Annotated in this window: 16 protein-coding genes; 11 read left to right on the top strand and 5 right to left on the bottom strand. The window is 42.1% G+C overall.

From position 1 onward, the window contains the following. The first annotated feature begins 95 nt into the window (after nucleotides 1-95). Nucleotides 96-281 (top strand): 2-hydroxymuconate tautomerase, encoded by a 186-nt coding sequence (locus MKZ05_RS17050; RefSeq protein WP_050944463.1) that lies wholly within the window; start codon nucleotides 96-98, stop codon nucleotides 279-281. Between the two features lie 49 nt (nucleotides 282-330). Here MKZ05_RS17050 and MKZ05_RS17055 read toward each other — a convergent pair whose 3' ends face one another. Beyond that, complete coding sequence (locus MKZ05_RS17055) at nucleotides 331-1,143, bottom strand: zinc-dependent metalloprotease (protein ID WP_050944464.1); 813 nt, start codon at nucleotides 1,141-1,143, stop codon at nucleotides 331-333. Between the two features lie 373 nt (nucleotides 1,144-1,516). On the opposite strand from MKZ05_RS17055, the gene MKZ05_RS17060 reads away from it, so the two are divergent. Then, a complete protein-coding gene (locus MKZ05_RS17060; RefSeq protein ID WP_339160646.1) occupies nucleotides 1,517-2,845 on the top strand; it encodes an LLM class flavin-dependent oxidoreductase in 1,329 nt (442 codons plus the stop codon). Between the two features lie 38 nt (nucleotides 2,846-2,883). Here the strand turns inward: MKZ05_RS17060 and MKZ05_RS17065 are convergent, their stop codons facing one another. Next, the gene (locus MKZ05_RS17065) at nucleotides 2,884-3,768 is read right to left on the bottom strand and encodes a LysR family transcriptional regulator (protein WP_003214906.1); all 885 of its coding nucleotides are present in this window, start codon (nucleotides 3,766-3,768) and stop codon (nucleotides 2,884-2,886) included. A 150-nt stretch (nucleotides 3,769-3,918) separates the two neighbouring features. Between MKZ05_RS17065 and ssuE the strand changes: the two genes are divergently transcribed. Genes ssuE through MKZ05_RS17105 form a run of 8 tightly spaced genes read left to right on the top strand, consistent with a single transcriptional unit; the run spans nucleotide 3,919 to nucleotide 9,425 of the window. Beyond that, complete coding sequence (ssuE, locus tag MKZ05_RS17070) at nucleotides 3,919-4,470, top strand: NADPH-dependent FMN reductase (RefSeq protein ID WP_050944466.1); 552 nt, start codon at nucleotides 3,919-3,921, stop codon at nucleotides 4,468-4,470. After that, nucleotides 4,454-5,479, top strand: coding sequence for an LLM class flavin-dependent oxidoreductase (locus MKZ05_RS17075; RefSeq protein WP_003215315.1), 1,026 nt, complete (start codon nucleotides 4,454-4,456; stop codon nucleotides 5,477-5,479). Before ssuE ends, MKZ05_RS17075 begins: the two co-directional genes overlap by 17 nt. Further along, complete coding sequence (locus tag MKZ05_RS17080) at nucleotides 5,479-5,733, top strand: glutaredoxin family protein (protein WP_003215313.1); 255 nt, start codon at nucleotides 5,479-5,481, stop codon at nucleotides 5,731-5,733. The genes MKZ05_RS17075 and MKZ05_RS17080 overlap by 1 nt, the downstream gene beginning before the upstream one ends. A gap of 26 nt (nucleotides 5,734-5,759) precedes the next feature. Continuing rightward, nucleotides 5,760-6,323 carry a GNAT family N-acetyltransferase gene (locus MKZ05_RS17085; RefSeq protein ID WP_003215102.1) on the top strand — a complete coding sequence of 188 codons (564 nt, stop codon included), beginning with the start codon at nucleotides 5,760-5,762 and terminating at the stop codon, nucleotides 6,321-6,323. Nucleotides 6,324-6,336: 13 nt separating this feature from the next. Then, the gene (locus tag MKZ05_RS17090; RefSeq protein WP_003215084.1) at nucleotides 6,337-7,098 is read left to right on the top strand and encodes an amino acid ABC transporter permease; all 762 of its coding nucleotides are present in this window, start codon (nucleotides 6,337-6,339) and stop codon (nucleotides 7,096-7,098) included. A gap of 17 nt (nucleotides 7,099-7,115) precedes the next feature. Continuing rightward, nucleotides 7,116-7,958, top strand: a complete 843-nt coding sequence (locus MKZ05_RS17095) for a transporter substrate-binding domain-containing protein (protein ID WP_003215163.1) — start codon at nucleotides 7,116-7,118, stop codon at nucleotides 7,956-7,958. Nucleotides 7,959-7,974: 16 nt separating this feature from the next. Further along, nucleotides 7,975-8,685, top strand: coding sequence for an ABC transporter permease subunit (locus MKZ05_RS17100; protein ID WP_106029514.1), 711 nt, complete (start codon nucleotides 7,975-7,977; stop codon nucleotides 8,683-8,685). Then, nucleotides 8,682-9,425, top strand: a complete 744-nt coding sequence (locus MKZ05_RS17105) for an amino acid ABC transporter ATP-binding protein (RefSeq protein ID WP_003215167.1) — start codon at nucleotides 8,682-8,684, stop codon at nucleotides 9,423-9,425. Before MKZ05_RS17100 ends, MKZ05_RS17105 begins: the two co-directional genes overlap by 4 nt. A 92-nt stretch (nucleotides 9,426-9,517) precedes the next feature. Here the strand turns inward: MKZ05_RS17105 and MKZ05_RS17110 are convergent, their stop codons facing one another. The 3 genes from MKZ05_RS17110 to MKZ05_RS17120 form a co-directional block, all read right to left on the bottom strand. Then, a complete protein-coding gene (locus tag MKZ05_RS17110; RefSeq protein ID WP_050944468.1) occupies nucleotides 9,518-10,018 on the bottom strand; it encodes a YwgA family protein in 501 nt (166 codons plus the stop codon). 30 nt (nucleotides 10,019-10,048) lie between these two features. Then, nucleotides 10,049-11,350, bottom strand: a complete 1,302-nt coding sequence (locus MKZ05_RS17115) for an HD domain-containing protein (protein WP_007497716.1) — start codon at nucleotides 11,348-11,350, stop codon at nucleotides 10,049-10,051. Between the two features lie 170 nt (nucleotides 11,351-11,520). Beyond that, nucleotides 11,521-11,742, bottom strand: coding sequence for a DUF1450 domain-containing protein (locus tag MKZ05_RS17120; protein WP_003215259.1), 222 nt, complete (start codon nucleotides 11,740-11,742; stop codon nucleotides 11,521-11,523). 238 nt (nucleotides 11,743-11,980) lie between these two features. On the opposite strand from MKZ05_RS17120, the gene MKZ05_RS17125 reads away from it, so the two are divergent. Continuing rightward, nucleotides 11,981-12,781 (top strand): RsfA family transcriptional regulator, encoded by an 801-nt coding sequence (locus MKZ05_RS17125; RefSeq protein WP_044140194.1) that lies wholly within the window; start codon nucleotides 11,981-11,983, stop codon nucleotides 12,779-12,781. Nucleotides 12,782-12,812 lie beyond the last annotated feature (31 nt).

Consider the following 12,812-nt stretch of genomic DNA (forward strand, 5'->3'; position numbering starts at 1 on the left):
CTTTCTATACAATGATTTACTTCATTCAGTATACTATAAGAAGTCCCTTAAACTAAAGGGAAGCGTAGCATGAAAGGAAAAAGGAGGTTTTCGCATTGCCGATTGTCACCGTACAAATGCTTGAAGGAAGAACAGACGAGCAGAAACGAGCGCTTGTGGAGAAAGTCACTGATGCTGTTGTTGAAACAACAGGCGCAGGTGTAGAAAAAGTCTCTGTCATTATTGAAGAAATGAAAAAAGAACACTATGCCGTAGCAGGAAAACGCATCAGCGACCTGTAAGCATAAAAAAAGGACAAGCACATAGATGTTTGTCCTTTTTTCTCTTATTTTATCTGTACCACGCTTTGTTACGGTTCACCTGATTTTTATGAGCCGCATCGAAGAAATCGACTGTGTAGGAATAATCATAATTCATTAAGCAGACAATGCCGCTTCCTTGAGGGTCGTGCGGTAAGCCAAAGTTATGGCCGTATTCATGCGTAGCCGCTTTTGCTGTATTCGCTGTTCCTTGGTCAAGGTTAACGGCGAATGCACTTCCGCTTGGTGCACTATTGTAGACATAAGCGATTCCGCCAGCATCAAAGTTTGGATTTGCTGTAAATCCAGTGACAAAATCGTATCCTCTGCCATCAAAGCTGCGCGCAAGGTTAGACAAAATTTGCTCTGCATTTGATCCCGAAGACGTCCAAGATCCTACTGCTTGTACGACAAAGTCGACATCATGATCACGGTTAAACGTGACATCTGCTTGCTCGATGATGCTGACAATCCGTGTTTGCCAGTCACTATATTTCGCACGATACTGCGCATCAGCAACCGCATAGACAGTGACCTTCTGACTGCCTGTACTTGCCTTTGTTGAAATAGAATCTCCTGTATTCGCCTTAAAGGTTCTAGAGCCCACCTGCTTACCAGACTCATCTAATACCTTTGTTGTCACATCTCGTTCAATTGGAGGTGCTTTCGTCAAATCTTTAAAATCGTTTGCCTTTGGCAATCCCTCACTAATATGTGTTTCGAACGGCGCATGACCATGATCATGCCCATGACCAGCACTCGCGACTGGTGCTGAAGCTGAACTTACTCCCGGTAACAAACTACCTACCAATAAAAATGACAAAAAGACTGAACGCTTTTTCATTCCTATCCCTCCTTTGATTTTCACAAAGTTATATATTCACTGAAAATTCACCACTTTCCTTCTATTCAGTCAAAAACAGGGAATTAGATACACAGGAAGAAAGTCGAAATACGTCATATTCACTAATTTTTCGGATATTCCGACACAGATTTCATCGAAAAATAGCGCTTTTGGTCTGGGTCATTTACTTAATAAACTCCCATGGTTTTAAGAAATGATGTCATGGACTCAATGACACATCTGAAAGAAACAAAAAATGATATTAGAAAAGATAAAGTCATACTTTACTGATACCAATTATACTTCTTTACGATTCTACCTTATGATGAAAAACATAAAACATGGCTATTTCAAAACAGAAGGGACGATCCGCATGTCTGAAAAAAAGCACATACAATTTGGATTAATGTTACATGGTCCGGGAGGTCACATGAATGCGTGGAAGGATGAATCAGTTCCAGCAGATGCAAGTGTTAATATTGATTACTATCAAGCGATGACAAAAAAGGCAGAAGCAGCGGGTTTCCGTTTTGTCTTTGTCGCAGATGGCTTATATATTCATGAACATTCGATTCCTCATTTCTTGAACCGATTTGAACCATTAACCATCTTATCCGCTCTTGCTGCAGTCACCAAACAAATTGGACTTGTGGGGACCGTATCCACTTCCTACAGTGAGCCCTTTACCATTGCCAGACAATTTGCCTCCTTGGATAAGTTAAGCAGAGGCCGGGCAGGATGGAATGTTGTGACTTCACCGTTAGAAGGTTCTGCTGAAAATCACATCATCCGTTCTCATCCTAGCCACTCCCTTCGATACGAAATTGCAGAAGAGTATTTACATGTAGTGAATGGGCTTTGGAATTCATGGGAAGAAGATGCTTTTATAAGAGATCGTTCAACAGGTGTCTTCTTCGATCGAGATAAACTGCACACATTAAACCATCATGGGAAACACTTTTCTGTCAAAGGTCCTTTAAATATTGAACGATCTGAACAAGGGCAGCCCGTGATTTTCCAAGCAGGTGCTTCAGAGGCAGGAAAAGATCTAGCCGCAAAAGAAGCAGACGCTGTATTTACAAATGCCGATTCACTTGAAAAGGCAAAAGCCTATTACCGTGACGTGAAAAATAGAGCCGAAGCGCTTGGTCGAAAACCATCCGATATCAAAATATTCCCTGGCATCCACCCGATTACAGGGAAAACAGTCGAAGAAGCAGAAGAAAAATATGAAGCCATTAAACATCTAGTCTCTATTGAAGAAGCCCTGCATTACCTCGGCAGATTCTTTGATCATTTGGACTTTAGTCAATTCCCGCTTGATGAACCTTTTCCTGATATAGGTGACGCTGGTTCAAACAGCTTTCAATCTACAACAGAATCCATTAAAAAAATGGCCAAAGAACAAAATTTGTCCTTAAGAGAAGTCGCTTTACAAGTGACCACTCCAAAAAGTGCCTTTTTCGGCACTTACGAACAAGTGGCTGACAAATTGATTCAATGGATCGAAGAAGATGCCGCAGATGGATTTATTTTTGGCGCTCCGATTCTAGCTAGTGGTTTATCCGAATGGACAGAGCATGTGATCCCGGTTTTGATAGAAAGAGGATATTATGATCCAAATTATCAAGCTCATACCCTTCGCGAAAATTTGGGTCTGCCTATTAAGAAGAATCAGTTTCTTAAACAAACCGTAAAATAAACATGAAAGAGGGTTCAGCGCAAAGGCTAACCCCTTTTTCATGTTGTTCGATGCAATCGATTTTCAATGAGATCAATAAACTGGAGTACAGCTCTTCCAGGCGCATCATTTGTTTTCCTCAATAGACCAACTGGCGGGGACACTTGAATGCCCTTTATTTCTAATACCTTTGTACCGGGGAGTGTAAAAGAATGGGCGGTTCGAGTAAAAAGAGACACTCCTAATCCAGCCTGAACATAGTGTTTATGGGACATGCTGCTCGTAATCTCTAACTTATTGTAATTGCTCCCAATGACGTTAACGATTTGTTGTTCAATTTGGATGCGGATGGGGCAATTGTGAGGTGTGAATAATATGGTTTCATTTTCTAAATCTGTTACCTCCGCTGCATCTTTTTCCGCCAATCGATGGGAAGACGGAACCAACAAAACAATATCATCTTGAAAAAGCGGCTTATAGCTATTTTCCATCGAAGCTTCTGGTGCGCCGCAAATTGCAAAATCAATCTCATCATGGGAAAGCAAGGAACTCAGTGTATTTGCATCTGCTACTTGCACAGAAAATTCTACATTCGGAAACCTTTCCTTGAATTCTGCAAGAAGCGATGGGAACTCTAAGCTGGCTGTGGGCTCAGAAACACCGATGCGAATGAACCCCGCAATGCCTACCTCTAAATCTTGGAGCGTTTTCGTCAGTTTCTCATATTCATTGAGTAAAGAATTGGCTCTTTCATAAAAAAGCTGTCCTGATGCTGTTAACTTTAAGGTCTTCCCTCTTTCTAGAAGCTTCTCTCCAATTTCCTCTTCTAAATGTTTGATGTGCAAAGTAATGGTTGGCTGAGAATAATTCAGCGCTGCTGCTGCTTTTAAAAAATTTCCGTATTTCACGATGGTGGCAAAAGTGCGTATCGCTCGAATCTCCATGAAAACCCCTCTTCTCCCTGTATTTTAAATATCTGAATCGTGGATTTATGATTACTAATTATACTTTTCTATTGGTTTGCCTTATTATAATTTATATTATCAACTATTCCAAGTTGTTTAGACGGAATTATAAGAAATGGAGGAGACGAATTGACGAAAGTAACGATTATAGCAGGAGGTCATTCCGTCCAATCTCGATTAACGGGTGTCCTGCAGCATATTCAGCAGCAGTTAACATTCAATGGAATAGATGTACATACCATTCAAGTTCACCAGCTGCCTAGCAGCGCACTAATAGGAGCAGACTTTTCAAACGAAGAGATTGTCAAGGCCATTGAACTCGTGAATGAGAGTGACGGTGTCATTGTGTTAACGCCTGTCTACAAAGCGTCATTTTCCGGTATTTTAAAAACGTTTTTAGATTTACTTCCCCAAAAAGCATTACAAGGAAAACCCGTCCTTCCGTTCGTTTTAGGAGGAACCTATGGTCATCTGCTCGTCATTGAATATGCTCTTAAACCGATTATTCACCAACTTGGTGCAACAGTTGTTCAATCTGGTGTGTATGTCGTGGATCAACAGGTCAAAAAGCAGGGTTCAGATAATTATTTAATTGATTCAGATGCCATAAACAGGTTAAACCTCGCATTATCTCAATATCAAAGTCTGATAGGAGGAACAGCCAATGTCGATCACCCTTAGTATTCTTGATCAAAGCCTTGTCGGTGAAAACGAGAACGCAGAGGCGGGCATTCAGCATACTGTCAGATTAGCTGAAGCAGCGGATCAGCTTGGCTATCACAGGTTTTGGGTGTCTGAACATCACAATAACCCTCAAGTAGCAGGTTCATCCCCTGAAGCCCTTGCCGGCTATCTATTAGCAAAAACGAGCAATTTGCGAATTGGTTCTGGAGGTGTCATGCTACAGCATTATAGCCCATTTAAAGTAGCTGAAACATTTCATGTACTGGCATCACTAGCGCCTGGCAGAGTCGATTTAGGCGTTGGGAAAGCACCAGGAGGGCTGAACCTCTCGACACAAGCACTTCAGGAGGATTATCAAGCGTCACGGAAAGATTTTTCTCAAAAATTAGTAGATCTCAAAACCTACCTTACGGAACAATCAAATGAATTGAATGCTCAGCCCATCCCACGTTTGTCACCCGACATCTTCCTTTTAGGGGGAAGTACGGAGAGCGCTAAATTCGCAGCAAAACTCGGAATCTCCTTTGTATTTGCCTTCTTTATTAATGGAGATGAATCATTATTAAAAGAAGCAAGGGAGACCTTCCAAACATATCAAAAAGCGGGCACTCGCCAGCAGTTCCTTCTCGCCATCACCGTTTCCGCAGCCGAAGATCATGAACAAGCACTCTTGCACATCAAACAAAAGGAAACAGTAAAGGTCTCCTTTTCCGATGGAAGAAAGCTCAATGTCACATCAATAGAGGATGCAGAAAAGCTAGTGAAAGGAACGAAAAAAGAACACTACAGCATTCACGTACAAAAAACCGGCTATACCGCTGGCACAAAAGAAACTGTTCATCACCGGCTGACTGAGCTGGCCGAGACATACGATATCAATGAATTCATCGTACTAACTCCGATCGTAGACATTGAGGCAAGAATTGCGTCTGTCACATTGTTAAAAGAAGCGTTTAACCATGAACAAACAGCAGCTAAAAAAATAAATCACGAGGTGAACGTCTAATGTCAAACAGTCAAAAAATCATTTTATGGAGCAAAAATGGATGCAGTTATTGCAAGGACATTCAATCCTATTTCAACGAACAGCAGATCCCTTATTCAACGATTGATGTCACTGAACATGATGATTACAGAAACATTTTAGAGGAAAAATACGGCGTCCGCTATGTGCCTGTAGTTGAGATCAGTCATGACCCCCACGTGTATCAAGCATTGTTGAATCCAGATATCGAGACTTTAAGAAAAGCAATAATCTGACATTACATTTTGAATGGAGGTTTGTCATGAGTCGAGATATTTTTCGTATCGCTACCGAAGAAGATGCGCCAGCCTTTTTAGAATTGCTGTCCAGTGCATTTAAACCACTTGGGGAAATGGGCATTGATTGGCCATCCACGAACGCCACACTTGAAATGGTCATAGAAAACATTACACAGTCCGCTGCCGTTGTTTTAGAACGAGACGGGCGGCTCATATCAACCATCACCATCCGTTTTCCTTGGGAGAGTACGCAACCGGTCTCAGGATATCCATTTGTTTGGTGGTTTGCGACAGCTCCTGATTTAGCAGGGCAAGGGATTGGAAACAAGCTGCTCGATTATGTGGAAAACACCTTGCTCCGCCAAACATATAAAGCGCCTGCGTATACACTGGGCACTTCTGGCCGGAAACACCCTTGGCTTTTAGACATGTACGAACGAAAAGGATACACAAAATATATTGAACGTGAAGCCGAAAATGGTGACTTAGGTATCTTGATGTATAAAGTACTTATCCCAGAACGGTTCGATGCTGCCATATTAGGCGCGCCACCCGCAGAAGAAAAAGTCGAAACGACTTCTACATAGGAGGTGATTCAACATGGGTGAGTTTTTCAAATGGGAGTATGTGGTCACACTCTTCCCTAAAGTATTATCAGCCCTTCCGACCACCTTGCTGATCGTTTTATTTGCCACTTTGATTGGCAGCTTTCTTGGATTCATCCTTGCTTATTTCCGAATTGAGCGCATTCCTGTCCTGCATCAGCTCAGTGCAATCTATGTCTCATTTATTCGCGGAACACCTATCCTTGTTCAAATGTTTATTGTCTTTTATGGCCTGCCAGGTGTGCTCGCAACAATTGGCCTTGATATCTCCATGTGGAACAAATTGATCTTTCTTTATATTACATATGGACTCAATACTGCTGCCTACTTTTCAGAAATATTCCGATCAGCCTTATCAAGTGTCCCAGCATCTCAATATGAAGCGGCTGCCTCGATTGGGCTGACAAAATGGCAGATTTATAGAAGGACACTCATTCCTCAAGCAGGAAAAATCGCACTACCGAATATTGGTGTGGCCATCGTCAACTTATTACAAAATACCTCTCTCGCCTTTACACTGGGCGTAATGGATATTATTGGAAAGGTTCAAACATTAGGGGCATTATACTACCGCGTATTAGAAGGATACTTTATTGCTGCCGTCATTTTTATAATGTTAAGTCTGCTGCTAGAAAAAGCGTTTGACCTATTGGAAAAGTGGATCAATACACCGAAAACAAGAAAACAGCGTCAAGCAACGTTCGTTTCCTTAAAAAGAGCGGAAACGGCCTTTACAGTCGAAAAGCGTGCGAAGTAAAACGAGGAGGATTTCACATGAAAAATAACAAACAATTCAAAAAACATTCCATCATCGGTCTGCTTACACTTGGCTCATTGCTGCTTGCTGCCTGCGGAAATACGGAACAATCGAATGAAGTCAAAGCAGAAGCAACGAATAATGATCCAGATGCGAAAGAAATCATCGTTGGCACAGGGAACGCTTACCAGCCTTTCGTTTACTTAGATGAAAACGGCAAATTAACAGGCTATGAGAAGGCTGTATTAGACGAAGTCGATCAGCTGCTTCCACAATATCAGTTTAAATATGAATCCTTTGAATTTAAAAATATTCTGCCCGCTTTAGATGCTGGTAAAGTAGATCTCGCTGCCCATCAATATGAAATCAATGATGAGCGCCAGAAGAAATATCTATTTGGAAAAGTTGGCTACACAGACTATACAAGCTATGTGGTTGTTGATAAAGCATCCGGTCATGATTTTCAAAGCCTGGATGATTTGGCAGGACACAAGGTACATACTTCTACAGGGAGTAATTTCGCTTATCTGCTAGAACAATATAACGAAAAGCACGATCGGAAAATTGACATTGTCTACGGAGATGGCGGGAACGAAATTCTAGTCAAAAACCTTCAGAATGGCACAGTCGATGCAGCCTTGCTCACAAAGTATGACGTCAATAAGCTAAACAAACAGTTCAATGCCAATCTTGTGACATCTGGAAAGCCTGTAAATGTATCTAAAACGTACTATCTTTATCAAAAAAACAATACAAAACTTCAAAAAGACATTGATCAAGCATTACAAAAGCTGATCGATAACGGCAAGCTCGCTGAATTGTCTAAAAAAATATTGGGCGGAGACTTTACTACATCATAAGAAAGGAGCGATCTGAGTGGATTTTGATGTTGCCTTTATGCTGCAGGCCTTTCTAGCTGCACTTCATTATTTGCCAACAACTCTGCTGTTAGGCTTTCTACCGCTAATATTTGGCTCTGTCTTTGGATTTGGTATTGCCCTTATCCGTTTTTATCAGGTGCCTGTATTATCTCAATTGTTCAAATGGTTTGTGGCTATTTTTAAAGCTATTCCTGTTGTTCTAATTTTGCTCGTATCTTATCTTCTTTTTTCAGACTCGCTGGATCATTTGGCTGCATCTCTTTCTCTTCAGATTCGTTTCAGTGATTTGGACAGACGATGGATTGCCATTTTCGCCCTTACTTTATATGCCGTAAGCGGGTTATCCGAAATATTTCGAAGCTCTCTTGCATCTATTCCAAAGGGTCAATTCGATGCCGCATTATCCGTTGGTTTCACCAGCAAGCAGGTCTTAAGAAGGGTCATCATTCCACAAGTCTTTCCCATCTCCCTTCCTCTTCTGAACAACATGCTGATCAGTTTAATCAAAGCCTCTTCTCTCGTCTCTATGGTGTCTGTGGTCGATATTTTAAACGGCGCTTTAATCAAAGCCAATGTGAACTATCGTTATCTTGAAGCATACATCGCCGTTGCCCTGATTTACTGGGCACTGTGCGCCTCTATTGAAGCCATCACAGCCGGATATGAGAAATATGGACACAAAAACAAAAGGAGACGATTGGCATGATTAACATAAAACAGGTGCATAAAGCGTTCGGCAAGAACGAGATTCTAAAAGGAATTGATTTATCAGTGGAAAAAGGCGAAGTGGTTGTCATATTAGGTCCGAGCGGTTCTGGGAAATCAACCTTTCTGCGTTGCTTGAATTTTCTTGAGCGTGCGGATCAAGGAGAAATTAGCATTGATGACACGACTGTCAAGTTCAATCAAGCCAAGCCTAAAGCCATTCTCGCACTTCGAAGAAAAACCGCCATGGTCTTTCAGCAATACGATCTATTTCTTCATAAAACAGCACTTGAAAACGTCATGGAAGGTTTAGTCATTGCCCGTAAACATCCGAAAGATCAAGCCTATGACACAGCTCTTCAATTGCTTACAAAGGTTGGATTGCTAGAGAAAAAGGATGCTTATCCGCATCAATTATCTGGCGGACAGCAGCAGCGAGTTGGCATTGCACGGGCACTGGCTTTAAATCCAGAAGTCATTTTGTTCGACGAACCGACCTCTGCATTAGATCCTGAGCTTGTAGGAGAAACGCTTGATGTCATTAAACAGGTAGCGCAAACCGGGGTCACCATGATCATCGTCACGCACGAGATGAGCTTTGCCTATGATATTGCCGACAAGGTGATTTTCATGGAAGATGGGGTCATCGTCGAATCAGGTACGCCGGAAGAAGTCTTTGAACAGACGAAAGAAGAACGTACAAAACAATTTTTAGCGAGATTCTCTTATCACCATTCATAAAATACAAGTCGATCCATGCGGTCGACTTGTTTCTGCGCAAAATAAAAACCAGTCTGTTCTAGCCATTAGCCATCACACACTGGTTCTTCTCGTTAGTTCAATTCCTTCAACTGATCAATATAAGCAAGAGCATCCTCAAATTCTTCGTCCGTATAGCGCTGCTTGCTTTTAATGGTGAAGACCTTTTCCTTTACCTCATCTTGTGGCAGATCATCAAAGTATAAAATCGTAGAGACGAGCTCTAGGAAACGAGACGACTGCTCGTTCATCTGCTGCGTCAGCACTTTGAGGTCAGGCATGTCCACTTCACACTGATCGAGAAACTCTTTCCCATTGTCCGTCAGCGAATAGCGATATTGATAGTATCCGCCTTTTTTTTCCTTCATTTCATCCAAGAATCCAAGGTTGCACAGCTCTTCAATTCTGAGCGTCAACTCCTCTGAATAGGGGCCATAAAAGTGAAAATCGTATTTCTCGTAAAAAGGCAAATCTAGCTTTTTTGCTATGTAAATCATCTTTTGCAGCTTCTTCCGTCCAACGATTTCCCCGGATTCAGAGAATACCTTCATCAACTTTGCATGCTCTTTCAACAAATTCCCGACATCTCCTTTTTCAGTACTTCCTTATCCCAATCCAAGCAGCTTCATGATCGCCTTCTTTTCTTCAGCTTTTTCCGACATATCTACAATTAAGTCCATCGGGAAATAAAGTTTATGATCGGTTCTTCGTTTACCGGAAATGGCATCAACAATATCTGACTGTCTCGACAGCTCTTTAATATGACCGCTTTGCGTCAAAAGGTGGATCGGCAGTCTCTCTTCTTCCTCCCCTGGTCTGTAGAAGTCGTATGGCAAGTCAGAGGAAGAGTCGACGACTAAATAATAGTCAGGATCAATGCCTGCCTCCTTGAACAAGGCGGTCAGCTTGAAATATTTTGTCATTTCTTCATTCGGATTAAACTCTGTATATTGGAACAATCGGCGGTTCATAAAACGGCGGCACAAATCAGCCAGCACGTGATCTTCTTCATCTTCCCACGCCTGAAAATAAAATAAGACAATGGATTCATCCAGTTTAATATAGTCCTCTGTGGTGACATTCCCTTCAAAAATCGAATAAAAATGAACAGGGGCATGTGTGAAAATATAGCCCGTTTCATGCAGCTCTTTTGCACGATGGAGAATTTTCGTTAAGATGACTTCTGCACTGCGTGTCACCGGGTGGAAATAGACTTGCCAATACATTTGATAGCGGCTCATAATATAATCCTCGACCGCATGCATCCCGCTCTGCTTCATCACAATCTGATCTTCTCTCGGACGCATCACGCGCAAAATACGCTCCATATCAAAATGGCCATAGCTGACGCCTGTATAGTAGGCATCACGCTGCAAATAGTCCATACGGTCGGCATCAATTTGACTTGAGATCAAACTGACCACCTGTTTGTTTTGATACGTTTTGGCAATGACTTCAGCCACATGCTTCGGGAAATCATCACTCACCCGGCGAAGCACTTCATTGACTTCGGTTTGCCCTAAAATAATATCTCTTGTAAACGATTCATGATCTAAGTGGAAGACCTTTTCAAAGGAATGAGAAAATGGTCCATGTCCGAGGTCATGAAGCAAGGCCGCACTCAGGACAAGCTCGCGTTCTCCCTCATCCCATTCCGGCCGTCCTTTGAATACATCATCCACAATCCGTCTCACAATCTCATATACACCGAGTGAATGATTGAAACGGCTGTGTTCTGCACCATGAAACGTCAAATAAGTGGTTCCTAGCTGTTTAATTCGGCGCAGGCGCTGAAATTCTCTTGTTCCTATTAAGTCCCATATTAATGCGTCCCGTACATGAACATAACGGTGCACAGGATCTTTAAATACCTTTTCCTCAGATAATTTCCCTTTTGGATACGCCATCGTTTCGTCCCTCTTTTTTTAAGACGTGTTTCTATTATATCGGGTAACTTTTCCCGAAAACATCCTTGAATTTGCTCGTGAATGTGTTCTCAACGATTGCATGGACGTAAAAAGCCCGACCTGACAGGGACGGACCTCTTTTTAGGTCGACTGAACACATTCAGTGACATTTATTTGACTTTCTTTTGAACCTTTTCGAGTAACTCATCTTCTGTTGGTGCGGATAATGGGCGATTGTTCACAAACGCAAAAGCCTTTTTTCGTCCTGGACCACAATAGGATTGACAGCCAATTTCAATTTTTGCATCAGGGTCAACCGATTTGAGTCGAGGCAGCAACGTCTTTAGGTTCGTCGCATCGCAATCGTCACATACGCGAAACTCATTAGCCATGGTCTTACGCTTCCTTTCAATGATGAACTTCATTTTATATGAAACAGTTGGACAACCAAGAGTCATAATATACCACCCAACATTGTACATCGAAGCGGCTAGACTTGCAAGACGCATGATAATCGCTGAGACGTGCTCATATAAAAGCTAGTATTTTCCACTATCCTTTTAGCAAACTTGTATAAACCTTCTTGAACTTGGCTAATCTAATACCATCAAATCATATGGGGGTTTAAACATGTCAAAACAAAGACAAGATGCTTGGTCAGAGGAAGACGATCTCCTTTTGGCAGAAACCGTCTTACGTCACGTCAGAGAGGGCAGCACACAGCTGAATGCGTTTGAAGAAGTAGGAGACAAGCTAAATCGCACCTCAGCGGCATGCGGTTTTAGATGGAATGCTGTTGTGAGGCATCAATATGAAAAAGCTTTAGCCCTTGCCAAAAAGCAGCGGAAACAACGGATGCGCGCACTCGGCAATGGTCAGCCTGCAAAGAAACGATTACTCTATCAGCCGCAAGTAGAAGAAACGGTCATGCAAGAGGAATTCTCACAGGAGCTGGAACCAGCGCAGGAAGAAACGTTTGCACCAGCATCTGAAACAGCCGAGCAGCTCCAGTTTGTAGACCAAAGCTACAATGAAGAGTTAGCTAGTTTATCACATTTATTGTCACAGGCTTCTCATGTCGCAGAGAAAAAGCCAGAAGCCAATCCTTTTAGGCAGCAACAGGATTTAACCATCGAAGATGTCATTGATTTCTTGCGCCGCTATGAAGGCGATGGACAGCAATCCTCTGCCTTACGCATGGAAAACAGCCGGTTAAAACGAGAAAATAACGAACTTTCACATAAAGTCACACAGCTAGAAGCAGAAGTGAAAAAGCTTGAAAAGGATCAGCTCACGATTCAAGAAGATTATGAAACACTCGTCAAAATCATGAACCGTGCAAGAAAACTAGTTTTGTTTGAAGAGGACGACACTGCCGCTCCAACCTTTAAAATGGACCGAAACGGCAACCTCGAAAAAATGGCAGAATAACAAAAAGTGCTCCCCATCTGCGGGAAGCACT

Source organism: Bacillus sp. FSL M8-0277, assembly GCF_037975305.1.
GTDB classification, from domain to species: domain Bacteria; phylum Bacillota; class Bacilli; order Bacillales; family Bacillaceae; genus Bacillus; species Bacillus pumilus.